Consider the following 24,670-nt stretch of genomic DNA (forward strand, 5'->3'; position numbering starts at 1 on the left):
GCGCAGCGGGCTGCGCCGGGGAACAACATTTAGCTTAGCAAAGCGTTGAGGGTGGCTATCTCCTTACGCCACTGCGCCTGCAGCTGCGGTTTTTGATGTTTTGGTTTACGGGCCAGATCGTCGGCCAGCAGTTGCTCAAGCGACACTAACCGTTCCAGCAGCGTATCATGGTCTTCCTCCGCTTCGCGGCGGTTCTCCGCCACGACCTCCGGGGCCGGACAACGAACGGCGGTGCGTAAAACCTCATACACCTCTTCGGCGCTGTGCCATTCGCTCAGCCCGCGCTCGTCAATAAGCCAGAAGCGATTGCAGCTATGGTTAATGAGTTCGCGGTCGTGGCTCACCAGCAGCAGTCCGCCTGGGTAGTCGCACAACGTTCTTGCCAGCGCTGTTTTGCCGTCCATATCCAGATGGTTGGTTGGCTCATCCAGAAGCAGCAGGCTATAGCAGGCCAGAGACAGGCCGACAAATAGCAGACGCGAACGCTCGCCGCCGCTTAAGGTGGCGACCTTTTGCCCGTGACGAGCCCAGCTAAATCCGGCTGAGATCAGCGCCCGCTTGCGCGCGTCCGCCGCCGGCTCAAAAGGCTCCAGCGCGTCGAGAAGCGTGTCGTCATCCGCAAGCTGATGCAGGATCTGATCGTAATAACCCGGTTTCAGCCGCGGGTGCAGGCGTAAGCCGTCCTCCGCTGATTCCTGCTGCATATGTCGCCACAGTAGACGCAGCAGGGAGGATTTCCCGCCGCCGTTACGGCCCATTACCGCGACCCGATCGCCGCTTTTCAGACGAGCCAGACCCGCAGTAAACAGGACCGGCAGACCCGGCGCGGGCGGGACGGGAAGCTGATCCATCTCCAGCAGCCTGTCTGCCCGCAGCATGTCGCCGCGCAGCGTTAGCCGCCAGGGTGTTCCGGCGGTGAGATCGGTTTGGCTCTCCTTCAGGCGCTGAACCTGCTTTTCCATCTGCTTAGCTTTACGCGAGAGATCTTCGTTGTCATAGGTGCGCCCCCAGATAGCCAGTCGTTTGGCGCTGGCGGCGACCCGGTCAATCTCTTTTTGCTCGGCTTTATGGCGCAGCGCATCGCTGGCATCTCGCTCATCCAGCGCCTGACGGGCAGCGCTGCAGGGCAGGGAGAAGGCATGCAGGGTTTTGTCGCGCAGGATCCAACTCGCATTAGTTACAGCATCCAGTAAGATGTTGTCATGAGACACCAGAACGAAACTCCCCTGCCAGGTTTGCAAGAAGCTTTCCAGCCACAGGAGGGTCGGCAGGTCGAGGTGGTTTCCCGGTTCGTCCAACAGCAGGAGATCCGGTTGCTGAATCAGCGCCCTGGCAAGCAGCAGCCGGGTATGCTGACCGCCGCTCAGGGTTGATGCCCGCTGCCGGGCCTCATCGGACGTAAAGCCCATCTCCGCCAGCAGCCGCTCCGCTTGCCAGCGCTGGTTCTCTCGCTCAAGGGCGGGAAGTTTTTCCAGGACCACCTGTAGCAGAGGTTGCGCTAACAGCGTATCGGGTAGATGCTGTTCCACCCGCGCCATCAGGCAGTGGCTGGCCAGCGCCACGCTGCCCCCATTCGGAATCATCGTGCCGTCCAGCACTCTAAGCAGGGTACTTTTTCCGCAGCCGTTATAGCCAATCAGGCCAATGCGGTCGCCTTTTTTGAGGGTAAAGGAGAGGTTTGTGAACAGCGGGCCAAACGCCGTATCAACATGGAGAGATTGTGCAGTTAGTAATGTACTCATGGTGAACTTACTCAAGAGTTACAGGCATGTTTATGCCTCGTCAAACATCGCTGACGATAACCCGGTAAGCCCGAGGGAAGGGATTCAGTCTTTGGTTTCTTCGCTCAAGCTGAAGTTATCGCAGCACGATACCGATAACGCTTGAGCAGGTGCGATCGCCAAATGCACGTGAAAAAAACATTTCACGGTACGACATGGGATCCTCCTTTTTTTATTCAGTAAGTTGATAGGTGCAGGCAGTGTAATGGGTGAAATCCGTTTTGGCTAGCGATCCGTTTACGCCGGGCACGCTTTTGCCACTAACATCCTGGGCGCTTGAACCCTATCAGGCTTAGCAGCGCTGCTTTGGCGCAACGCAAAAGCGATAACGCAGAAGAATTATTCATGAAATCAATATAACTTACGTAATCTCGCTCATTTCATAATCGATTCGACAGAAAAGAAGAATATTTCCGCTACCAATTGATATATATCATTATTTTTCTGCAAACTGTAATGGTTCAAAATCAATTATTTGTCATACTTATAGCTATTTATGCTTCAGATACAATGATTATCGGTTTTATATACTTTAAAAACCGGGCTCACTGTTTTCATGCTGCTAAATAAATCTGTTTGCTTAGATTTTGATCATCAATAGCTAACGTTGAATAAGCCACGGCATGTGGTTTAATATTTGTTTCGTCTGTATAAGCCTGGCGAGATAATCTGACAGCAGGACTGATTATCCTCAATAAACGTTAGCCAGGCCGTTTCCTGAGATAACTATATCAATTGTCTGGTGCTTTATATCCTTATAAAGCGCTTTGGATTTTTATTCGCCGTGAGCCGGGTTTATGAAAAATTTAATTATCACCGCTAAAAACTATTTATTAGCGTTTTTAATGCCGCATGCTACTTAACGTACAGCAACAGCCGCACAATATAGTTATTAAAAAATAAAAAGGTCACGCCTGTTAATTACTATTGAAATAGGGGGGGAGATGCGCATACTTGTCTTTGCGGATAAGGCTCTGCTGCGTCATCATTTGAAAGTACAGCTAACGCAGCAAGGGCATATCGTCGATGATGCACAAAACGTCAAGGAAGCGAATTACTATATCGTAGAGTATCCGCCTGACATCGCAATTATTGATCTGGACGCGACAAGTGAAGCGGGTCTGGCTCTGATCCGCGACTGGCGCGGCCAGGGGGTTTCTGTACCGATATTGGTTATGAGCGCAGGCGAGTGCTGGCAGGATTGCGTTAACGCCCTCAACGCCGGTGCGGACAACCACATCCGTAAGCCATTTCATATTGATATTATGGTTGCGCGTATCAATGCGCTTTTTCGCCGCAACTATGGATTGTCATCAGAATTAATCTCAATACCGCCATTTCTGCTAAATCTTTCGCGTCGGGAATTGTCGGTAAATGGTGTTACGTTAAATCTGACCGCTTTTGAATATATTATTATGGAAACATTAATCCGCAACTGCGGTAAAGTTACCAGCAAGGATGATCTTATGCGCCAGCTGTATGCAGAAGGAGAGCTATATTGCAGCAGTTCACTAATGGTCCTTATTGGGCGGATACGTAAAAAGATTCGGGCGTGTTATTCATCTGAGTCCATCGTGACGATTCGCCGGCAGGGCTATAGATTTGATATCAAAAAATAGCGAACCAGAGAATTATTTCCCAGGTAACCAGGAGCATTAACGCTCCCGGTTACGCTAGTGGTTATATTGACGTCCGGCGATAGTTGCGATATTCCGGCTGCCAGAAGTTATCGGCGATCGCCTGCAGCAGCGCTTCGGCGGAGGTTTTCACCGCCACGCCTTGCTCCTGGGCAATTTTACCCACCGCAAAAGCGATAGCGCGCGAAACGCTCTGGATATCTTTCAGTTCCGGCAGAACCGGACCTTCACCGTTATTCACCAGCGGCGAATGTTTCGCCAGCGTTTCGCTGGCGGCCATCAGCATCTCATCGGTCACGCGCGAAGCGCCTGAAGCGATAACCCCAAGGCCGATCCCCGGGAAGATATAGGAGTTGTTACACTGGGCGATGACGTACTGCTTGCCTTTGAGCGTTACCGGAGCGAACGGACTGCCGGTAGCGACCAGCGCTTCTCCGTCGGTCCAGCTGAGGATATTTTGCGGCGTGGCTTCCACCCTTGAGGTCGGGTTTGACAGCGGCATCACGATTGGTCGTGGGCAATGCTTATGCATCTCGCGGATAATCTCTTCGGTGAACAGCCCAGGCTGCCCGGAGACGCCGATCAGGATATCCGGTTTTACATTTTGCACCACGTCAAGCAGCGACAGCACGTCACTGGTGGTGTCCCACTCTTGCAGGTGTTCGCGTTTCTGCACCAGTTTGCTCTGGAACGGCAGAAGATTTGGCATCGCATCCGTGAGCAGACCGAAACGGTCAACCATAAATACGCGTTTGCGGGCTTCTTCTTCGCTTAACCCTTCGCGCTGGATCTGGGCGACGATCTGCTCCGCGATACCGCAGCCTGCGGAACCGGCGCCGAGGAAGACAATTTTCTGCTCGCTCAGCTGACTGCCCGCGCCGCGGCTGGCGGCAATCAGCGTACCGACGGTGACCGAGGCGGTGCCCTGGATATCATCGTTGAAGGAGCAGATTTCGTGGCGATAGCGGTTAAGCAGCGGCATAGCGTTTTTCTGCGCGAAGTCTTCGAACTGCAGCAGCACATCCGGCCAGCGGGCTTTAATCGCCTGAATAACATCGTCAACAAACTGGTAATACTCATCGTCGGTAATACGCGGGTGGCGCCAGCCCATGTATAACGGATCGTCGAGCAGTTGCTGATTATTGGTGCCCACGTCAAGAACGACCGGCAGGGTGTAGGCCGGGCTGATCCCCCCGCAGGTGGTATACAGCGACAGTTTGCCGATAGGAATGCCCATTCCGCCGATGCCCTGGTCGCCGAGGCCGAGAATACGTTCGCCATCGGTCATCACGATAACCTTAACGTTATGGTTCGGTACGTTTTGCAGAATATCGTCGAGATTATTGCGGTTCTGGTAAGAGATAAACACGCCGCGGGCACGACGATAGATCTCAGAGAAGCGTTCACAGGCGGCGCCGACGGTCGGGGTATAGATGACCGGCATCATTTCATCGAGGTGGTTGCCGACCAGACGGTAGAACAGGGTTTCGTTGGTATCCTGAATGTTGCGCAGGTAAATGTGCTTGTCGATCTCGGTTTTAAATCCCTGGTATTGGATCCACGCGCGTTCGGCCTGCTCTTCGATGGTTTCGACCACTTCCGGCAGCAGGCCCAGCAGATTAAAGCTGCTGCGCTCTTCCATGCTGAAGGCGCTGCCCTTATTGAGCAGCGGAAATTCAAGCAGCACGGGGCCGGCGTAAGGGATGTAAAGAGAGCGGTTTTTCTTATGAGTGAATTGCATCGCACTAACTCCTTGATAATCGCTTCAGCCCGGGCGCGGCGACAGGCGGGGGGCTGGCAGGGAATGGCAGCGGGCAGAGTATAAAGCAGAAGACATCAAAGGAGGGTAAACATGAGGGGGATAGTCTTAAAAAAACACCATCCTGGAGAAAGGACGGTGTTTTTATCATCACTTAGCTGAAAGATTAGCCACCGCGGCGCTTGCGGCCGGTGGCGCGAACATGGTTAACCGTGGTTTCCGCATCGCCTTCCAGCAGGACCTTTTTCTGCTGAGAAAGTTTGTAGTTCAGACCAAGAAGATGACGTGCCTGTTGGTTCGATTTCATTCTTACTCCTTTATCCTGTGTCAGTTTCAAGGACAAGCCCGACGACTGTCGGACGAAATTTAACCCTCAATACGCCGCTTATTTTTCACGCGGCGATCATTAGCGTGGCCCATTTTGCCGGGATTAGCAACATTGAGACGGCACAATCAGCCTCATTTTCAGAGTGGTCCGGGGTCACTCTGCTTCTGCGGATCGTGCCCGGTAAGGCGTTCGCCTTTCCGGGCCGACGGGCGGGTGGCGGGCTTACCCCCTGGATATAGCATTAACCTTCACCAGGCAGAAATCCCCGCGTAATACCCAGACTTACCACTTCATTTCGCCGGTATTCACTTTGGCGCTCAGCTCCAGCGAACTCTCTTCCGCGAGCCCCGGCCAGCGCTGTTTCATCGCCTTAATGACGCCAGCGGAATCTTTATGCTCTTTGAGCGCCTGCTCAAACTGGGTCAAATAATCGCGAGTAAAAGTAATCGCCCGGTCACCGGCTGGCGGCGTGCCGAGATAATGGCCGGGGATCACCTGCTGCGGATGCAACGCGGCCATCTCGTCGAGCGTATTTATCCACTGCTGACGGCTTTCGACGCTCTGAGTGTCCGCCGTCCAGACGTGCATACCCCACGCCACGCCGGTACCGCCAAGAATGGCTTTATTCGCCGGGATCCACACATAGGCGGCATAATTTTGCGGCTGGCGGATCTCAACCTTTTCGCCGTCGATAGTGAAGGTATTAGCCGTCAGCTCCTGCGGGACATAAACCTGGGTCGGCGCGCCGTCCTTCATCTGCGGGCCCCAGTACGCCAGTTTGGCCTGTTTGGTGGCGTTAATGTGTTTAACCACTTCTGCGGTTGCCACCACTTTGGCTTCCGGGAACGCTTTGACCAGCGGCTGCAGGCCAAAATAGAAATCCGGATCGCCGGAAGTAATCACGATGCGGGTCAGTTTTTTACCGCTTTTCTGAATCATTTCAACCAGCTTCTCGCCATCCTTCACGCTGAACTGAGCGTCAAACAACACCGCTTCATGCGGGCCGGAGGCGAGGGTGGAGTTAACCGCGAAAATACCGTTCTCCTGCGGGTTATAGGTTTGCAACGTTAATGGGGCTGCCAGAACTGAAGCGCTGAACAGCGTAGTGGCGATGGCAAGGGCAGATAATTTCATGTTCGTTTCTCTTCGTCAGGTGAATAAGCGCTATTTTACGGATTTCCTGATTTGCGAAAATTCCTGAAAAAAGAGATGCTGAGTTTCATAAAACGTGCAGATGGAATCAAGTTATGGATCGAGTCATTGCCGCGCAGGTCTATATGCGTATTTGTGAGCTGGGAAGCTTAAGCGCCGCCGCGCGGGCGCTGGGGATGTCGCGGCCGATGGTGAGCCGCTATCTGGAACAGATGGAGCAGTGGGCTGGCACCCGACTGGTTCATCGCTCTACCCGTAAGCTGACGCTCACGGCTGCGGGGGAAAAGGTACTGCAAAAAACGCGCACCCTGACGCAGCTGTCGGATGAGATCGCCGGGCAGAGTGAACGAGCGATCCCCAGCGGAACGCTGCGCGTAGCCTGCGCTCATTTTACCGCGATGCAGCTGATTTCTCCGCTTTTGCCCGATTTTCTCGCCCGCTATCCGCACCTGCGTCTTGAGCTGGATATCAACAATCATCCGGTAAGCCTGATAGGCGAAAGGATCGACGTGGCGATTCGGATCACCGACAATCCGGAGCCGGGAGCTATCGCCCGCCGTCTCGGCGTTTGCCGTTCGGTGCTGTGCGCGTCGCCGCGCTGGCTACAGCAGAATGGGCCGCTGCATACGCCGGACGATCTCACTCGCCACAACTGCCTGCATTACAGCCATTTTGCCAGTCAGACCTGGCAGTTTAGCGACCCCAGCGGCGAAAGCGTGACGGTGGCGGTTTCCGGCAACCTCAGCGCCGGGATCTCCTCGCTGTTGATGGAGGCGGCGGTAGCCGGCTGCGGCATCGCAATGCTGCCGGAGCTGGAGGCGCAGCGGGCGCTCAACAGCGGGGCGCTGAAACAGGTTTTACCGACCTGGCGGCCAAAAGCCTTAAACGTGTATGGGATTTATCTCTCGCGGGACTACCAGCCGAGCGCGCTGCCGCTGTTTCTTGAAGAGATTCAGCAAAAACTGGCGCAACCTAACGATATAAAAGGACCCTTGTGATGATTGTTATTCGCCCAATGCGCGATGAAGAGTACGCCGCGTACCTGAACTATTTTATTGCCGATTATGCGGCGGAGATCGCGACCAATTACGCGCTTTCTCCGGAGGCGGCATTGGCCCAGGCGCAGCGCGAAATTGCCGAGGATCTGCCCGATGGCGTCAATACTCACGGCCAGGCTTTACGCTGCTTATTCGATGAAATTGACGGTACAGAAAAGCGGGTTGGCTATCTCTGGTATAAGCCTGACGCAGAAATACGCTCCGCCTTTATCTGTGATTTTTATATTTTTCCGTCCTTGCAGGGGCAGGGATTGGGTAAACAAGCGATGGCGGCTTTTGAGCATGAATTAAAAAACCAGGGTATCCGCCAAATAAAACTGCGCGTCGCCGGCGATAATCCGCGCGCTCGCCGACTCTATGAAGTCACCGGATTTCGCGTTACCGGCATCAATATGAGTAAAAATATCGCTGCGGATTGATCCTAAAATCGCCGCGTGCCGCCCAAATGCGTAAGGGAGTTCTATACTTAACCCTTTCATGTCACAAAAGGAGCGATATCATGGCAATCCATAAGAAAGGTCAGGCGCATTGGGAAGGGGATCTAAAAAGCGGTAAAGGAACCGTCTCTACCGAGAGCGGCGCGCTGAACCAGCAGCCTTATGGTTTTAACACCCGGTTTGAGGGTGTGAAGGGGACTAACCCGGAAGAGCTTATCGGCGCCGCACATGCCGCCTGTTTTTCCATGGCGCTATCGCTGATGCTGAGCGAAGAGGGCTACACCGCGACCTCCATTGATACCGTGGCAGTGGTAACGCTGGATAAATCCGGCGGCGGTTTCGCCATTACCCAGATCGCGCTACAGAGCAAAATCGTGCTGCCAGGCATTGAGGCCGACGCGTTTGACAGCATTATTCAGAAAGCAAAAGCCGGTTGTCCGGTTTCTCAGGTGTTGAATGCTGAGATAACCCTGGATTATCAGCTCAATTCCTGACCTCTCGGGTGCCCGCGTTCAGCGGGCGCTCTCCTTTAAAGCCGTTTCAGGACAATGCCCCCGCCGTTGATTAATGTTATCTTTCTTGCTCACGAATGAGAGCAGGTGGGTCATGATCAGCATACGCGGAACGATTGAAGCTCAGGTTCTGGGCTTAACCGGCATGGCGCTAAAAGAGATCGATTTTGAACATCCCAAAGGCGAACCGGGGCTTTTTGGGCCGCAGTCGGCTATCTGGCAGGTTCACGGCGATTTCACGTCCATGCTCTGCGGCGGGGTCAGCGCGCTGTTGTTACAGATGCTGCATCCGCTGGCCCTGGCGGGCGTCTGGGATCACTCAAATTTCCGTGAAGATATCTTTGGCCGCCTGCGCCGCACCAGCCAGTTTATTTCTGCCACCACCTTTGGCACCACCGCCGATGCCGAACGGTTGATTGCAAAAGTACAGGGGATCCATATGCGGGTAGGCGGCCAGGACAAAGACGGCACGCCCTATCAGGCCAGCGATCCGCACTTGCTGACCTGGGTGCACGTCGCCGAATGCAGCAGCTTTATGGCCTCGCATCTGCGCTACAAGCGGACCGTGGTCAGCGCCGCCCGTCAGGAGCAATACTATGAGGAAGCGGCCGAAGTTGCCCGTCGCCTCGGGGCGCGGGATATCCCACAGACGCCGCGGCAGATTGCTGATTACCTGCAGGAGATGCGGCCGGTGCTGCGCTGCGATGAGCGAACCCAGGAAGTTGCCCACGTTCTGCTGTCGACCCGTCTGCCGGGCCGTATGAGCCGGCCGGTGGGGCGAATAATGATGCGCGCCGGAATTGACCTGCTGCCGCCGTGGGCGCAGGAGATGCTTAATTTGCCGATGAGCACGCTACAGCGGCACAGCGCGCGGTTTGCGGTTCACGGCGTCGCTCGCATACTGCGCGCCTCGGTGCGCAACGGCGCGTATCATTGCGCAATGCGCCGGATGAATCAGTTTTAATTTTGCCCCTTTGTTGAATACGCGGAAATATAGCCATGGCTATTATTGATATGGCTATTTTGTTTAAAAGCAAACTATTCTCATTTATATATTTAAGGTCGGAAGAAATAATTAAACACTCTCTTAATGGCGGCGACTTATTCAGGAAAAATTAAGCCTGAACGCGTAGTCTTGCTCTTTTTCTTCGGGGAAGTGTCGGTAATGAAAATAAGTAACGATAAGCAGCGTTCCCAGGTTGCGCGTAAAACGACGCTGGTCAGCGTGATGGTCAATCTCTTTTTATCCAGTTTTCAGATACTGGCCGGGATATTCTCGGGCTCGCAGGGCTTAATCGCCGATGGTATTCATTCTCTTTCCGATTTGGTGGCCGATTTCGTTGTGCTGTTGGCCAATAAAAAAAGCGGCAAACCTTCGGATAGCGACCATCACTACGGGCACCGGCGCTATGAAAACGGCGCTTCACTGGTGATTGGCGCGCTGCTGTTACTGGTTGGCGCGGGTATGCTGTGGTCTGCTTGCGGCAAACTACTGCAACCGGAATCTATTCAGAGTGTGCATATTACCGCGCTGTGGGTGGCGCTCGCCGCGCTGACCGCCAAAGAGATTTTATTCCGCTATATGCTAAGGGCGGCTAAGCAAATCCAGTCCTCTATGCTAATTGCCAACGCCTGGCACGCCCGCTCGGACGCCGCGTCTTCGGTAGTCGTTGCGGTCGGCATCATCGGTAATCTGGCCGGTTACGCCTGGTTTGACCCAGTGGCCGCACTGGTTGTCGGCGCGCTGGTCACCCGCATGGGCTATACCTTTTCGTCTGACGCCCTCCATGACCTGATGGATCGGTCAGTGGATAGCGATAGCGAGCGGCAAATAATCGCCACTATCCTGGCAACGCCCGGCGTCGTGGCGCTGCACGACCTGAAAACCCGTCGTGCCGGGGATTTGATCCTGGTCGATGTGCATGTCGAAGTACCCGGGCATTTATCGGTAGCGGAGGGGCACGATATTGCGCTGCTGGTGCGGACCCGGGTGCTAAGCCACCATAACGTTCTGCATATGATGATTCATATTGACCCGTGTCGCGCAGAGAGCGCCGCGATTGTCGCGTAAATTATTCCCCTGGATTTTCGAGGGTTATGTCGGATTGCGGATAATATTGCCTGCGAAATAAAAAAGGACCATAATTCAGCGGCTATTCTTTCATCGCTGATAAATAGCCGGCTGACACAATGTCGTGTTTTTAAACAATATAAGAATCCAATCGGTTAATAGAAACGCTCTATAGCCTGAATAATTCAAGTTACAGGAAGACGGCGGCGCAGGGAGTCCCCAGAATCTGACTTCTGTCAGCGAATGGGGTGCGAGGAAAGCCAATGTCCAGGTAACTTGCCGTTTGACAGGGATATTAACCGTGCGAAATTTCAGGAAGTAATACAATGATTATCCGGCCAGAACAACACTGGTTCCTTCGCTTGTTTGACTGGCACGGCTCCGTGCTGTCCAAAATTGTTTTTCGCCTGCTGCTTAACGTAATGATGTCGATTATCGCCATCATTAGCTATCAATGGTATGAGCGGCTGGGGATCCATCTTACCGTCGCGCCGTTTAGCCTGCTGGGGATCGCCATCGCTATTTTCCTCGGATTTCGCAATAGCGCCGGATATAACCGCTTTGTTGAAGCGCGCAATTTATGGGGGACGGTGCTGATTGCCCAAAGAACGCTGGTGCGCCAGCTGAAAAATATTCTGCCGACGGAAAGCGCAGCCCATCAACGCCTGGTGAGCTATCTGGTCGCGTTTAGCTGGAGTCTGAAGCATCAGCTGCGTAAGACGGATCCGAGCGCTGATTTAGCACGTCTGCTGCCGCCGCACAGCGTAAAGGAAATTCTCGCCAGCTCGATGCCGACCAACCGTATTCTGCTGCTGGCAGGTGATGAGCTGGGGCGTCTGCGCGCAGAAGGGAAGATTGGCGATATCACCTTCAGCCTGATGGACAATAAACTTGATGAGCTGGGCCACGCGCTGGGGGGCTGCGAGCGGCTGGCCAGCACCCCGGTGCCCTTTGCCTATACGCTTATTTTGCAGCGCACGGTGTATCTGTTCTGCGCGCTGCTGCCGTTTGCGCTGGTCGGCGATCTTCACTATATGACGCCGTTCGTGTCGGTGTTTATCTCCTACACCTTCCTGTCGTGGGATTCGCTGGCGGAGGAACTGGAAGATCCGTTCGGTACCGCCGCTAACGATTTGCCGCTGAACGCGATGTGTAACACCATTGAGCGCAACCTGCTGGATATGACCGGACAATATCCCTTACCGGAGAAACTGGTGCCGGACCGCCACTACAATCTGACCTGATTTTGTGTGTTTATTATTCGTTAAATAAGTTAAATCTAACGCGTGATAGATAACATTGATTATACAGTCATGGCCCAGATTGTTATGCTTTCGTTAACAAAACGCCCGCTATTTTGACGGATAGCGGGTGATAAGACATCAGGCGGCATTTCACCTGCAATCCGCCGCCGAAAGCGCATCAGGAGTCAACATGAGTAATAGAAGACGCGTCGTTCCCGGCGTCCATCCCTATGATGGTCCGGCGGGCGGCTGGGGTGCCTTAAAAGCCACCGCGATCGCCGTGCGTACGCAAATGGACGCGCTCGATGCTCCCGCCACGCTGCTGCGGACCAATCAGCCGGATGGTTTTGATTGCCCTGGCTGCGCCTGGCCCGACAAAGAGCATAAATCGACGTTTCAGTTCTGTGAAAACGGCGCCAAAGCGGTGACCTGGGAAGCCACCAGTAAACGCGTGACGGCAGAGTTTCTGGCGACCAATACCGTGACCTCGCTGCTGGCGAGGAGTGATTTCGAGCTGGAAGGCTACGGGCGCTTAACTCAGCCTCTGGCCTATGATCAGGCCAGCGATACCCTGCGTCCTGTCTCATGGGAAGCGGCGTTTGCCCGTATCGGCGCCATTCTCCGGACGCTGCAGCCTCATGAAGTCGAGTTCTATACCTCCGGACGCGCCTCTAACGAAGCGGCCTTCCTGTTCCAGCTGTTCGCCCGCGAATATGGCACCAACAACTTTCCGGACTGCTCCAATATGTGCCATGAGTCGACCAGCGTCGGCCTGCCGCAGTCCATCGGTATCGGTAAAGGGACGGTCTCACTTGATGATTTTGATAAGACCGAGCTGGTGATTTCTATCGGCCACAATCCCGGAACCAACCATCCGCGCATGATGGGCACGCTGCACGAACTGGCGCGCCGGGGCGTGCCGATTATCGTCTTCAATCCGCTAAAAGAGCGGGCGCTGGAACGTTTCGCCGATCCGCAGAACGTCATTGAGATGGCGACCTACAGCTCAACCAACATTGCATCGACTTACTTCCAGGTCAAAGCGGGAGGCGACGCGGCGGCGCTTAAGGGCATCGCGAAGGCGCTGCTGCAGCTGGAAGCAGAGCAGGGCAAAGTGCTGGATCGGGCGTTTATCGATGAGCATACGCTGGGCTTTACCGACTTTGCGCAGGATCTACAGGCGACGCAGTGGCAGGATATCGAGCGCGAGTCGGGTTTAACGCGGGGCGATCTTGAACGGGTAGCGGCGGCCTATGCCAAATCTCACGCCACCATTATCACCTACGGCATGGGCATTACCCAGCATAATAAAGGCACCGCTAACGTCCGCCTGATAGCCGACCTGCTGTTGATGCGCGGCAATATCGGTAAGCCGGGTGCCGGAATCTGCCCGCTGCGCGGACACTCCAACGTGCAGGGTAACCGCACCGTCGGCATCACGGAAAAGCCGAGCCCCCAGTTTCTGGCCAACCTGCAGCGGGTGTTTGGTTTTACGCCGCCGCAGGAGCATGGCCATGATGCGGTAAAAGCGCTGCAGGCGATGATCGAGGGTGAATCGAAAGCGCTTCTCTGCCTGGGTGGTAACTTCGCGGTGGCTATGCCGGATAGCGAACGGGCTTTTCCGGCGATGCGGGGGCTGGATTTGAGCGTGCATATTGGCACCAAGCTCAATCGTTCGCATCTTCTGGTGGCGAAAGAGACCATTATCCTGCCGTGTCTTGGGCGAACCGAACTCGATCTGCAGGAGACGGGACGGCAGTCGATCACCGTCGAAGATTCGATGTCGATGGTGCATGCATCGTCGGGCAAACTGAAACCCGGTTCGCCTGAACTGCGCTCGGAACCGGCGATTGTTGCCGGGATGGCCATGGCGACGCTGACGGAGAGCAAAATTGACTGGCTGGCGCTGGTCGCCGACTACGATCGGATCCGCGATCTGATTGAGCAGACCATCCCCGGCTTTGACCACTACAATCAGCGCATTCGCCATCCCGGCGGTTTTCGCATGCCGCTGCCGCCGACGGAGCGTATCTGGCCCACGCCGACCGGCAAAGCGATGTTTTCCGTTTTCGACGGGGTGCACGAAAACCAGCAGGTAGAAGGGCATGAGGTGATGCGCCTGGTGACGCTGCGCAGCCACGATCAATACAACACCACCATCTATGCCATGGACGATCGCTATCGCGGCGTGTTTGGCCGTCGCGACGTGCTCTTTATGAACGAACAGGATATGGCTGAGCTGGGATTTGAACACGGCGACCGGGTGGATATCCGCTCCGCGCTGCCGGGCCACCATCAGCGGCTGGAAGATATCACGCTGGTTGCCTACAACATCGCCCCGGGCACCGTTGCGGCCTACTACCCTGAAGCTAACGTTCTGGTTCCTCTGGATTACCTTGATAAAGAGAGTGGAACGCCATCGTATAAATCGGCGCCCGTGCGCTTAACCTTGCGCTCGAAAGAGATTCGCGCGCTGACAGGGCTTCGCTAACCCCTTTTGCCCACGGCGATCGTCGCGTCGTGGGCAAAATCGCTACCTCTGCGCCAGAATGAGCTTAACCCCCAGCCCGACGAAACCGGCGGCAAAGCAGGCTCTCAGCCCCTGTAAAACCCCCGGACGCGTCAGCACGTATCCGCGCATCGCCGCAGAAAAGGCGCCGTAGAGCAGAAAAATCAGCAGCGTCATCAGCATAAACACAGCGCTCAGGATCAGCATTTCGCCGATCGGCGACGTCGAGTTGCGCTGGATAAACTGCGGCAGAAAGGCGAGAAAGAAGAGCGGCAGTTTGGGGTTGAGCAAATTGATCAGGATCGCGTGGCTGATGACCTGACGTGAGTTGCGTTGCTCGATGCCTGTCACGCTAAGGCTCCCGCGCTGGGTCAGGGTGGCCCACGCCAGATACAGCAGCCAGGCAACGCCGGCGTACTTAACCAGCTCGAATGCGCCTGGCGTACTGTGGAGGATGGCCGCCAGCCCGGTTATCGCCGCCAGCATATGTGGAATAATGCCCAGCGTGCAGCCGACGGCCGCGGCAAAACTCATGCGTCTGCCCGCCGTCAGGCCGGTGGCAATCGTGTAAAGCGTCCCGGTACCGGGAGCGATGACGACGATAAGCGACGTTAAGAGAAACTCAGGGCTGATAAATGCCATGATGTCTTCCTGTGGGAGAGAATCGAGGCCCTGAGTATTTCGCAAAGCGCCGCGCGGGTATTGAACAAAATTGCACAGTTTCAGCTAGCGGCTCGCCTGAACGATAGCCTGGTAGCTGCCCGGCGTGACGGCAAACTGTTTTTGAAATGCGCGGGTCAGGTGGCTTTGGTCGGCAAAACCGGCCATGAAGGCGGTATCGGCGAGGGAGTGACCCTCCATCAGCAGACGACGCGCCAGACGAACGCGGGACTGTATCAGATAGGCGTGCGGCGTGATGCCGGTCGCGCGCGCGAAGCCGCGGATCAGCTGAAAGCGGCTGAGACCGCAAAGCCTGGCAAGCGCCTCAAGAGAGATTTTCTCTTCGGGGGCATCATCGAGATATTGTCTGGCCAGCACGATGGCGGGGGAGCCGATTTTGCCCGGCCGCCTGGCGCAGAGATGAAATTGGCAAACCTGCATCAGGCAGAGCAGCAGCGCTTCTTCCACGGCGGCGTCATCCGGCGCGCTGGCAACGATCTCGCGAAACAGCCGCTGCATTTGCCCGCGCAGCATCGGGTCTCCGACTATCGGGCGCAGGAGGATCTCTTCAGCCTTCATCTCTCCCTGCAACTCGTCAACGACACGCTCAGGATCGAGATAGACCATCTGCCAGCTGCGCGGGCCATCCAGCGGAATACCATCGTGCATCTCGCCCGGATTAACCATAATGATATCTCCGGCGACGGCCTCAATTTTGCCCAGATGGCTCCATGAATGCTGCGCGCCCTGAGTGAAAATCCCGATACCGAACTGGTCGTGGGAATGGCGCGGAAAGCGCTGATCCGTGACTAACGATATGGCTTCCAGGCCTGGCATGGCCAGCCGGTGCTGCTGAACGTAATGAAGGCGAGTTTTCAACGGTTTCTCCTGCCGGTGCATCCCATGAGTGTAGCCTCAGGCACGCAGGACGAGCAACGGTCGACCGGCGCTTGAATTTCATCAACGCTGAACATAACATTTAACTAACATTTTGCCTGCTGCACCGGCAGCAGATTGCGCAAACAGTGGATGATAATGGATATTAAACAGCTTAAGTACCTGATTGCGCTCGACAGAACACGACATTTTGGCCAGGCCGCAGCGGCGTGCCACATTACTCAGCCTACGTTATCAATGCGTATTCGCAATCTCGAAGAAGAGCTCAATTTAACCCTTATCCAGCGCGGACAGCGCTTTGAAGGATTTACCCCGGAGGGCGAGCGTATTCTGGCCTGGGCGCGAGCGCTGCTGGCGGCGCATGACGGGTTAGAAGCCGAGGCGGCTATCTGTCGGGGGCAGATGGTCGGCCAGCTAAGGGTGGGGATGGTGCCTTTAGCCAGCCTTAATCCGATGCAGTTGATAAAACCGCTGGCGGAGAACTATCCGGAGCTGCAGTTCAGCCTGCTGTCCATGACGTCGGAACAGATTATCGACGGCGTCAGCCGCAACCAGCTGGATTTAGGGATCTGCTACCTGCACCACGTCGATAGCCAACTGTTCAACGTGCTCTGGCTGCCGCATACGCGTATGGGGCTGCTGCATGATAAACGTCATTATCAGTTTACCGATGCGACGCCGGAGTGGGAGACGCTGGCCGCGCTGCCGCTGGGCTTTCTGACCAAAGGCATGTACTACCGAGAATCGATTGAAATGAGCTTTAAGGCCAAGGGGCTGGCGCCAAAATACGTTTTTGAAAGCGATTCCACGTTTCAGATCATCCAGGCGGTGCAGGCCGGGATCTGCTGCGCGATTATGCCGCTGAATAACGGACTGGAAGCGTTAAGCGATAACCTGGAAATCAGGCCGATCGCCGAAACGGAGGTCGACTCGATGCTGGCGCTGATCATGCGCAACAAAGAGCCGGTGTCGTCGCTGGCGGAAAAATGCTTTGCCGATGCCCAGGCGATTTTTAGCGAACGCCAGCAGGATGAAGGCGCTTAGCCTGCCATCTGCCTCTGGATAAATTCAAGCCAGGCGCGCATTCTGGCGGGCATAAAATGGCGCTCCCGATAGAGGGCTGAAAGCTGTAACGGCGCCGGCGGTAACTCAAGCGTGACTTCCTGTAGCTCCCCGCGATTAATAAACGGGCGGCAGGGTTGTTCCCCCACAATAGCGAATCCGACACCGGCAAGAGCGGCATGCAGCGCCATTTCGCCGCTGTTGACGCGATAGTGCCCGTTGACGTTAACCTTTTTAAAGTTCCCGTCCGCCGCGGCAAACTGCCAGGCTTGCCCCGCGAGGGCGCTGACGGTGGTGATACAGGGTAGCGAGGTTAATTGCTCGCTGTCTGTCGGCATACCCGTTCTGGCGATGGGTCGGTAACGTTAAACCACGGCGCTTTTTGCTCTGCAACATGGCCCTGCTGGGGGGATTAACGATAATGACGCTGACCACCACCAGTTTTAGCGGATTGTTATTTTGGCGTTTTCTCGCCGGTCTGGTCGGCGGAACAACGATGGGGGTGGGCAGCAGTTTGCTGGTCAACATTATGCCAGCACACCTGCGTCCTCGGGCGTTGGCCTCAACGATTGCCGCATTCTCGCTGGTCAGCATCGTCGGCATGCCGACGATGTTATTTCTCAGTGAAAAAATCGGCTGGCAGATAGCCCCTGCGACGATCGGCGGACTCTGCCTGATTGCGTTGCCACTGATAAAACTCGCGCTGCCGGAACAGCCCGTTGCGGCGAACCGTCAGGCAGATTTGCGCTGGTCTTCATCGGTGCTGTTTTACGCCTCCGGCAACGCCCTCGCGCAGTTCAGTGCGATGTTAATCATTCCGCTGCTGGTTCCGTTACTGACGGCGAAAATGGGGGGCAGCGGCGATCAATTACCGTGGATCTTTTTCGCTGGCGGACTGGCGGGGCTGTGCGCCACTAAACTTACCGGCAAGCTATGCCAGCATTACAGCGGCTACTGCATCAGCCTGCTGGCCAGTCTGCTGTTTATACTGAGCCTGAGCATCGCTTTTACCTTCAACCACGGCGGCGGGCTGTTTATGGTGTTGTTTCTAGCGGCCGCCTACTGTCGCCTGGTGGCCTCATCGGCAGTGGCGATGCGTTTTCCAGAGGATGGCGCCAGGGCGGGGTTTACCCTTTTACAGAATACCCTGATGTCATTAAGTACGGCGGCGGCTTTTCTGCTTTCGTCATGGTTGTTATCGGTTGCCGGGAACGGCGTGCGGGCGATGAATGGGATATTGCTGCTCTGCGCCCTGAGCGCATTGCCGCTGCCGTGGCTACTACGGGTTCAGGAGAAAAAATTAGCCGCGCGCGCCGCCGGTTAAACCGGCGGCGGCAGTCATCAAATATTCTCCAGGCTAATCCCTCGGGTTTTTGGTCCAAAGATGCCTACTGAGAGCATCACCATCAGCATGCTGGCGACGATAAAGCTAATTACCCCGGGTGTACCGGCGTATTGCAGAATAATGCCGATCAAAATGCTGGTGATCGCCGTGGACAGGCGGCTAAAGGAGTAGCAAAAGCCGACCGCCCGCGCGCGAATATGGGTCGGGAAAACTTCGGCCTGGTAGGCGTGATAGCTAATGGTCAGCCAGGCGTTTGACCAGGTGATCATAAACCCGCAGATCACCAGCAGCACCGGACTGTTCTGAAGCGCAAACAGGGTACCAAATACCACCGTCATCAGCGCGGAAAGCACAATTTGCCATTTGTTTTCAAAACGATGGACGAAGCGGGTACAAAACAGGCAGCCAATCGGATAGGCGAGGGTAATAAAAAACGCATACAGCAGGCTGTGGGTGATGCTCGCTCCCTGGCCGGAAAGCAGGGCCGGTAGCCAATTGCCGAAGCCAAAGAAGCCGATGGCCTGGAAGAAGTTCATCACCATCAGCATAATCGTGCGTTTGCGGTACTGCGGCGCCCAGATCGCTTTAAAACTTCCCAGCCTGCGCGGATGCTCCTGCGTCTGCACCTGATGGCGCGGCGAGGGAGAAACGCCGCAGCGCTGTTCCATTTCGCACATGACCTTATGGGCCTCATCATGGCGGCCCTTTTCCTCCAGCCAGCGCGCCGATTCCGGCAGCTTCTTGCGGATGACCCAGATGATCAATGAGCAGAGCGCGCCGAAGATAATCACCCAGCGCCAGCCGGTCAGGCCAAAAAGGGTAATCGGCACCAGCATCCACGACATCAGCGCCACGGCGGGAACCGATAAAAACTGAATAAAGAAGGCGAAAGCGAAGGCTTTATTGCGCAGATGCGTCGGCACCCATTCGCTTAAGTAAGTGTCGATGGTCACCAGCTCAATACCGAGACCGATGCCCACCAGAAAGCGGCAGAAGATAACCCCTTCAGCGCTGCTTTGCAGGGCCATCATCAGGGAAAACACGCCGTACCAGGCGAGGGCGAACATAAACGTCAGGCGGCGGCCCAGTTTGTCCGCCAGCGGCGCAAGCAGGCTGGCGCCGAAAAACAGCCCCATAAAGGTGGACGAGGCAAAGGCGGCCTGGTCTGAAATCCCGAAAATACCCTGTTCGCCGGTATGGAAAATATTCTCTGCCAGCAGCCCGGTACTGATATAACCGGTCTGAAAAAGATCGTAGAGTTCGAAGAAACCGCCCAGCGCCAGAAGGGTGATAAAAGACCACAGGCCAACGGAGGCGGGCAGCGCATCAATGCGAGCGGTCAGGCTGGAGTGGGAGCGTCCCGGAGAGGCGAACGCGGCGTCGCCCAGGACCTGGGTGGTAGACATATTATTATTTTCCTTAGATGAAATGTTTGCCTGCTAATGTTATTTGATTGTTAATGGTTTTAAATTTTTAATCGCATCGGTGAAAAGGCATTTGCAGAATAAAATAATGTGAATAAGGTTTGGTTGGCGTTGTATGCTGGTTTCTGCGTTTGACCCGCCCAAAGGTTGAAGGAATTCACCATCATGCCGCTAAGTTTTGACCAGAATTTCATTTAGGAAAACGAGAGATTGTTGCGCTGAGGTTATTCATCTACATTCATAGCGAGTACTCCCTCTCAGGAAAAAAATCATGTCCAGAAAGCAAGTTTTGCAAGCGGCGCTGGCGGCGGCGCTTTCGCTGACCATGATGGCGACGCCTGTTTTCGCCAACCCCGGTAACGGCAACGGCGGCGGTAATCATGGTAATAGCGGTAACCATGGGAATAACGGTAACAACGGCAATAGCGGTAAAAACAACGTTGATAAGGGCAACAAGGGTCATAAAGAAGGAAACCCGGGGCAGAGAAAAAATTACGGTAAACCCGACCATGTGTCTGCCGATATCAGCTTCTCCAGAGCGCGCTCGCTGGCGGTTAATTACGGCTTAACCGGCTATCAGTCGCTGCCGCCGGGAATCGCCAAAAATCTGGCTCGCGGAAAACCTCTGCCGCCGGGGATTGCCAAAAAAGCGGTTCCGGCATCGATGCTTAACGAACTGCCGTACTATCCTGGCTATGAATGGCGCGTGGTGGGCCAGGATTTGGTGCTAATCGCGCTGAGTACGGCGATCGTGACATCGATAATTAATGGCGTCTTTGATTAGTCAATTAACCCCGGTTCGCGCCGGGGTTAAGGTTATCGTGGCGGGAGTTGCGCATTAAGGTCATTCTAAACAAATCGTCACTAAAGCGAGATTTTAACTTTACTCGAATAATTGAATGACTATAATGAGCACAAATTCACACAGGAGAAATATGTTGGACAGTCACCCTTACTTAAACATCAAGGCAAGCTGACGCTATTTTTTCTGCGCTGCTTGCCAACCGGCGGGCAGCAATCTCCTCATCCAGACGATTGCATCCCATAAAAAATAACGCAGCATGGCTGCGAGGATAATCGTCATGTTCATGTTTAAAAATACATTATTCCCTCCACCGTCAACACGACGTTAATCGCCTTCCGGGCGACAATTTGTCGTGTGCTTAATAAAGCACATAGTTAATTCTTCCAGCAAAAATGGAGGAAACTATGTTGATGTTTCCTTATATCGCAAATTTACTCGCCGCGATGCTGTTGGGCGCGCTGATTGGCGCTGAAAGACAGTGGCGTCAGCGTATGGCCGGCCTGCGCACCAACTCGCTGGTCGCCACCGGCGCGGCGGTTTTTATTCTGAGCTCCATTTCAACATCGCCGGACAGCCCCGGACGTATTGCCGCGCAGGTGGTATCCGGAATTGGTTTTCTCGGCGCCGGCGTCATCATGCGTGAAGGCATGAACGTGCGCGGCCTGAATACCGCCGCAACCCTGTGGTGCTCTGCGGCGATTGGTGTACTCTGCGGTTTAGGCCAGTTCTGGCAAGCAGCGGCGGCAACGCTGATAATCCTCTGCGCCAATATTCTACTGCGCGAAGCGGCGCAGAGAATTAATCAGATCCCCGGCGCGACAGAAGAAGAGAAATGCTACGTTCTGAATATTGTCTGTCAAAGCGAATATGAAAACGCGATTCGTCAGCTATTGCTTAATATCAGTAAAGAGATGACGCTCAGCCTTCAGGGACTGGTGTCGACAGCAGCAAAAGAACAAGGGCATAAAGAAATCCGCATCGAACTGGTGGGAAATACCGACTGTCGAAAAGCGCGAGATCTCATTATGACAAGAATTGGCGGGGACGAAAAGATTACGTCAGTCCGCTGGTGCGTCGAGGGGAGTTAACCTCGTGACTATTTCACTCTGACAATCATTTGTCTAAGGAGGGAATGATGGATATTCCCAGGCGATTAAAGTAATAAGCGTTTAATAACGTAAAAATGAATTATGCATAAGTCATTTATGCAGGGATAACGACGTCTTAAATTTGAGGATTAATCATGACTGACATGAAAATAGAAAACCGGAAAATAAACCGGTCTGCGTCAGAAAATGATAAGCAGCATAAAAAAAGCTTCGCCATTGAAACCGAGGCATTTAACAGTCCGGATCATACGCTGGCGCGGTTAAACAGCAGTCGCCACGGGCTCACCACCGAAGATGCCCTTGAACGACTGGATGAATACGGCCGCAATGAAGTGGCGCATGAGCAGGCGCCGCCGGCGTTGATCCAGCTTTTGCAGGCATTCAATAACCCGTTTATCTATGTCCTGATGGCGCTGGCCGCCGTCAGCTTCGTGACCGATTACTGGCTACCGCTGCGTAACGGCGAAGAGACCGATCTGACCGGGATCATCATTATCGTCACGATGGTTAGCCTGAGCGGGTTATTGCGTTTCTGGCAGGAGTTTCGCACCAACAAAGCGGCGCAGGCGCTGAAATCCATGGTCCGCACCACGGCGACGGTGCTGCGTCGCGGTCCCGGGAATATGGGGCCGGTGCAGGAAGAAATTGCCATTGAGGAGCTGGTGCCCGGGGATATCATCTTCCTGGCGGCGGGGGATCTGGTTCCGGCAGACGTCCGCCTGCTGGAATCCCGGGACCTGTTTGTCAGCCAGTCGATACTCAGCGGCGAGTCGCTGCCGGTTGAAAAGTATGACGTTCTGGCCAGCGTTTCCGGTAAAGGATGCGACAGGCTTCCCGAGCCGAACAAAGATAAAAGCCTGCTGGAGATGGGCAATATCTGTCTGATGGGCACTAACGTGACCAGCGGCAGGGCGCAGGCGGTGGTGGTGGCCACTGGAAACCGTACCTGGTTTGGTTCGCTGGCGAAATCCATCGTCGGCACGCGTACCCAGACGGCGTTCGACCGCGGGGTAAACAGCGTCAGCTGGCTGCTGATCCGCTTTATGCTGGTGATGGTACCGATTGTGCTGCTGATTAACGGCTTCAGCAAAGGTGATTGGGTTGAAGCCTCGCTGTTTGCCCTGGCGGTAGCGGTTGGCCTGACGCCGGAAATGCTGCCGATGATCGTCAGCTCCAACCTGGCGAAAGGCGCTATCGCCATGTCGCGGCGCAAAGTGATCGTCAAGCGGCTGAACGCCATCCAGAACTTTGGCGCTATGGACGTGCTGTGTACCGATAAAACCGGTACGTTAACTCAGGACAATATCATCCTTGAGCATCACCTTGATGTCAGCGGTCATGAGAGCGACCGGGTGCTGACGCTGGCCTGGCTTAACAGTAGCAGCCAGAGCGGGGCGCGCAACCTGATGGACCGGGCGGTGCTGCGCTTTGGCGAGGGGCGGATTGCGCCAGCGACCAAAGAGCGTTTTGTCAAACTTGATGAACTGCCGTTTGATTTTGTCCGCCGTCGGGTCTCGGTGTCGGTGGAAGATGTCCGCCACGGTGACAAAAGCCTGATCTGCAAAGGCGCGGTCGAAGAGATGCTGATGGTCGCCACGCATCTTCGTGAAGGCGATAACGTTGTGGCGCTGGATGAAACCCGACGCGATCTGCTGTTAGCCAAAACGAAGGACTATAACGCCCAGGGCTTCCGCGTGCTACTGGTCGCAACCCGCAAGCTGGATGACTCCGCGCTGACCACGCCGCTATGCACCGCCGATGAGCAGGGATTGACGGTTGAAGGGATGCTGACTTTCCTCGATCCGCCGAAAGAGAGCGCGGGAAAAGCCATTACCGCGCTGCGCGATAACGGCGTGGCGGTGAAAGTGCTGACCGGCGATAACCCGGTGGTTACGGCGCGTATTTGCCTGGAAGTGGGCATCGATGCCCACGGTATTCTGACCGGCGCCCAGATTGAAGCGATGACGGATCGCGACCTGGAGCGAGAAGTGGAAACGCGCTCGGTATTCGCGAAGCTGACGCCGCTGCAGAAGTCGCGCATCCTGAAAACACTGCAGAAAAACGGCCACACCGTCGGCTTTCTCGGCGACGGCATCAACGATGCGCCAGCCCTGCGCGATGCGGACGTCGGCATTTCGGTTGACAGCGCGGCGGATATCGCCAAAGAGGCATCGGATATCATCCTGCTGGAAAAGGATCTGATGGTGCTGGAAGAAGGGGTGATCAAAGGACGTGAGACGTTCGGCAATATCATTAAGTACCTGAATATGACCGCCAGTTCTAACTTCGGCAACGTCTTCTCGGTACTGGTGGCCAGCGCGTTTATTCCGTTCCTGCCGATGCTGGCGATTCATCTGCTGATTCAGAACCTGATGTACGATCTCTCCCAGCTCTCGCTGCCGTGGGACAAAATGGACAAAGAGTTTCTGCGCAAGCCGCGCAAGTGGGATGCGAAGAATATCGGCCGTTTTATGCTGTGGATTGGCCCAACCTCGTCCATTTTTGATATCACCACCTTCGCGCTGATGTGGTACGTGTTTGCAGCAAATCACGTCGAAGCCCAGGCGCTGTTCCAGTCCGGGTGGTTTATTGAAGGACTGCTGTCGCAAACGCTGGTGGTGCATATGCTGAGAACGCAGAAAATTCCGTTTATCCAGAGCCGGGCGACCTTGCCGGTGCTGCTCACCACCGCGGTGATTATGGCTATCGGGATCTACATTCCGTTCTCGCCGCTGGGAGCGATGGTCGGACTGGAGCCGCTACCGCTGAGCTACTTCCCATGGCTGGTCGCGACGCTGCTCAGCTATTGCCTGGTAGCGCAGGGCATGAAGCGTTTCTATATCAAACGTTTCGGTCAGTGGTTCTGATGATAAGGAGGCG

At 55.1% G+C, this 24,670-nt stretch carries 20 protein-coding genes and 1 pseudogene; 13 read left to right on the forward strand and 8 right to left on the reverse strand.

Annotated elements, in window-relative coordinates:
- Positions 1–29: 29 nt before the first annotated feature.
- Positions 30–1,742 (reverse strand): ABC-F family ATP-binding cassette domain-containing protein, encoded by a 1,713-nt coding sequence (locus ACSIPU_RS01240; protein ID WP_023320924.1) that lies wholly within the window; start codon positions 1,740–1,742, stop codon positions 30–32.
- 983 nt (positions 1,743–2,725) lie between these two features.
- Between ACSIPU_RS01240 and ACSIPU_RS01245 the strand changes: the two genes are divergently transcribed.
- Complete coding sequence (locus tag ACSIPU_RS01245; RefSeq protein ID WP_016807809.1) at positions 2,726–3,400, forward strand: response regulator; 675 nt, start codon at positions 2,726–2,728, stop codon at positions 3,398–3,400.
- Between the two features lie 61 nt (positions 3,401–3,461).
- Here the strand turns inward: ACSIPU_RS01245 and ACSIPU_RS01250 are convergent, their stop codons facing one another.
- From ACSIPU_RS01250 to ACSIPU_RS01260, 3 genes are all read right to left on the reverse strand, one after another.
- Positions 3,462–5,159 carry an NAD-dependent malic enzyme gene (locus ACSIPU_RS01250; protein ID WP_004101954.1) on the reverse strand — a complete coding sequence of 566 codons (1,698 nt, stop codon included), beginning with the start codon at positions 5,157–5,159 and terminating at the stop codon, positions 3,462–3,464.
- Positions 5,160–5,343: 184 nt separating this feature from the next.
- On the reverse strand, positions 5,344–5,484 hold the full coding sequence (sra, locus tag ACSIPU_RS01255) for a stationary-phase-induced ribosome-associated protein (protein WP_004101955.1): 141 nt from the start codon (positions 5,482–5,484) through the stop codon (positions 5,344–5,346).
- A 303-nt stretch (positions 5,485–5,787) separates the two neighbouring features.
- Positions 5,788–6,639, reverse strand: a complete 852-nt coding sequence (locus ACSIPU_RS01260; protein ID WP_004101956.1) for a Vmh family MBL fold metallo-hydrolase — start codon at positions 6,637–6,639, stop codon at positions 5,788–5,790.
- A gap of 113 nt (positions 6,640–6,752) precedes the next feature.
- Between ACSIPU_RS01260 and ACSIPU_RS01265 the strand changes: the two genes are divergently transcribed.
- The 7 genes from ACSIPU_RS01265 to ACSIPU_RS01295 all read left to right on the forward strand — a co-directional run bounded on the left by ACSIPU_RS01265 (position 6,753) and on the right by ACSIPU_RS01295 (position 14,470).
- Positions 6,753–7,655: a LysR family transcriptional regulator gene (locus ACSIPU_RS01265; RefSeq protein WP_004101958.1), complete on the forward strand. Its 903-nt coding sequence runs from the start codon at positions 6,753–6,755 to the stop codon at positions 7,653–7,655.
- Positions 7,655–8,134 (forward strand): GNAT family N-acetyltransferase, encoded by a 480-nt coding sequence (locus ACSIPU_RS01270; RefSeq protein WP_004101960.1) that lies wholly within the window; start codon positions 7,655–7,657, stop codon positions 8,132–8,134. The genes ACSIPU_RS01265 and ACSIPU_RS01270 overlap by 1 nt, the downstream gene beginning before the upstream one ends.
- Positions 8,135–8,214: 80 nt before the next feature.
- Positions 8,215–8,646, forward strand: coding sequence for an OsmC family protein (locus ACSIPU_RS01275; protein ID WP_004101962.1), 432 nt, complete (start codon positions 8,215–8,217; stop codon positions 8,644–8,646).
- A gap of 112 nt (positions 8,647–8,758) precedes the next feature.
- A complete protein-coding gene (locus ACSIPU_RS01280) occupies positions 8,759–9,628 on the forward strand; it encodes an oxygenase MpaB family protein (protein ID WP_049095765.1) in 870 nt (289 codons plus the stop codon).
- Between the two features lie 201 nt (positions 9,629–9,829).
- Positions 9,830–10,735: a cation diffusion facilitator family transporter gene (locus ACSIPU_RS01285; protein WP_004112917.1), complete on the forward strand. Its 906-nt coding sequence runs from the start codon at positions 9,830–9,832 to the stop codon at positions 10,733–10,735.
- A gap of 326 nt (positions 10,736–11,061) precedes the next feature.
- On the forward strand, positions 11,062–11,979 hold the full coding sequence (locus ACSIPU_RS01290; protein WP_004101970.1) for a bestrophin family protein: 918 nt from the start codon (positions 11,062–11,064) through the stop codon (positions 11,977–11,979).
- Positions 11,980–12,169: 190 nt separating this feature from the next.
- Positions 12,170–14,470, forward strand: a complete 2,301-nt coding sequence (locus ACSIPU_RS01295) for an FdhF/YdeP family oxidoreductase (RefSeq protein ID WP_004112920.1) — start codon at positions 12,170–12,172, stop codon at positions 14,468–14,470.
- Between the two features lie 42 nt (positions 14,471–14,512).
- On the opposite strand, the gene ACSIPU_RS01300 is transcribed toward ACSIPU_RS01295, so the two are convergent.
- Together ACSIPU_RS01300 and ACSIPU_RS01305 are read right to left on the reverse strand one after the other, a co-directional pair.
- Entirely contained in the window at positions 14,513–15,130 is a 618-nt protein-coding gene (locus ACSIPU_RS01300; RefSeq protein WP_004101976.1) for a LysE family translocator, read from the reverse strand.
- Between the two features lie 84 nt (positions 15,131–15,214).
- On the reverse strand, positions 15,215–16,027 hold the full coding sequence (locus tag ACSIPU_RS01305) for a helix-turn-helix transcriptional regulator (protein ID WP_004101978.1): 813 nt from the start codon (positions 16,025–16,027) through the stop codon (positions 15,215–15,217).
- A gap of 156 nt (positions 16,028–16,183) precedes the next feature.
- On the opposite strand from ACSIPU_RS01305, the gene ACSIPU_RS01310 reads away from it, so the two are divergent.
- Complete coding sequence (locus ACSIPU_RS01310) at positions 16,184–17,089, forward strand: LysR family transcriptional regulator (RefSeq protein WP_004101980.1); 906 nt, start codon at positions 16,184–16,186, stop codon at positions 17,087–17,089.
- On the opposite strand, the pseudogene ACSIPU_RS01315 reads toward ACSIPU_RS01310, so the two are convergent.
- Positions 17,086–17,460, reverse strand: a pseudogene (locus ACSIPU_RS01315) (LysR substrate-binding domain-containing protein); the annotation flags it as partial. The gene ACSIPU_RS01310 and the pseudogene ACSIPU_RS01315 sit on opposite strands and share 4 nt — an antisense overlap.
- Between ACSIPU_RS01315 and ACSIPU_RS01320 the strand changes: the two are divergent.
- Positions 17,436–18,431, forward strand: a complete 996-nt coding sequence (locus tag ACSIPU_RS01320) for an MFS transporter (protein ID WP_071992013.1) — start codon at positions 17,436–17,438, stop codon at positions 18,429–18,431. The pseudogene ACSIPU_RS01315 and the gene ACSIPU_RS01320 sit on opposite strands and share 25 nt — an antisense overlap.
- A 17-nt stretch (positions 18,432–18,448) precedes the next feature.
- Here ACSIPU_RS01320 and ACSIPU_RS01325 read toward each other — a convergent pair whose 3' ends face one another.
- Positions 18,449–19,858, reverse strand: coding sequence for an MFS transporter (locus ACSIPU_RS01325; RefSeq protein WP_004101985.1), 1,410 nt, complete (start codon positions 19,856–19,858; stop codon positions 18,449–18,451).
- Between the two features lie 289 nt (positions 19,859–20,147).
- On the opposite strand from ACSIPU_RS01325, the gene ACSIPU_RS01330 reads away from it, so the two are divergent.
- The 3 genes from ACSIPU_RS01330 to mgtA all read left to right on the forward strand — a co-directional run bounded on the left by ACSIPU_RS01330 (position 20,148) and on the right by mgtA (position 24,657).
- The gene (locus ACSIPU_RS01330; RefSeq protein WP_004101986.1) at positions 20,148–20,660 is read left to right on the forward strand and encodes an anti-virulence regulator CigR family protein; all 513 of its coding nucleotides are present in this window, start codon (positions 20,148–20,150) and stop codon (positions 20,658–20,660) included.
- 413 nt (positions 20,661–21,073) lie between these two features.
- A complete protein-coding gene (locus ACSIPU_RS01335; RefSeq protein ID WP_094298938.1) occupies positions 21,074–21,769 on the forward strand; it encodes an MgtC family protein in 696 nt (231 codons plus the stop codon).
- A gap of 155 nt (positions 21,770–21,924) precedes the next feature.
- Positions 21,925–24,657: a magnesium-translocating P-type ATPase gene (gene mgtA / locus ACSIPU_RS01340; protein ID WP_004101988.1), complete on the forward strand. Its 2,733-nt coding sequence runs from the start codon at positions 21,925–21,927 to the stop codon at positions 24,655–24,657.
- Positions 24,658–24,670 lie beyond the last annotated feature (13 nt).

The organism is Klebsiella sp. HN106 (genome assembly GCF_051209435.1).
Classification (GTDB): Bacteria; Pseudomonadota; Gammaproteobacteria; order Enterobacterales; family Enterobacteriaceae; genus Klebsiella; species Klebsiella oxytoca.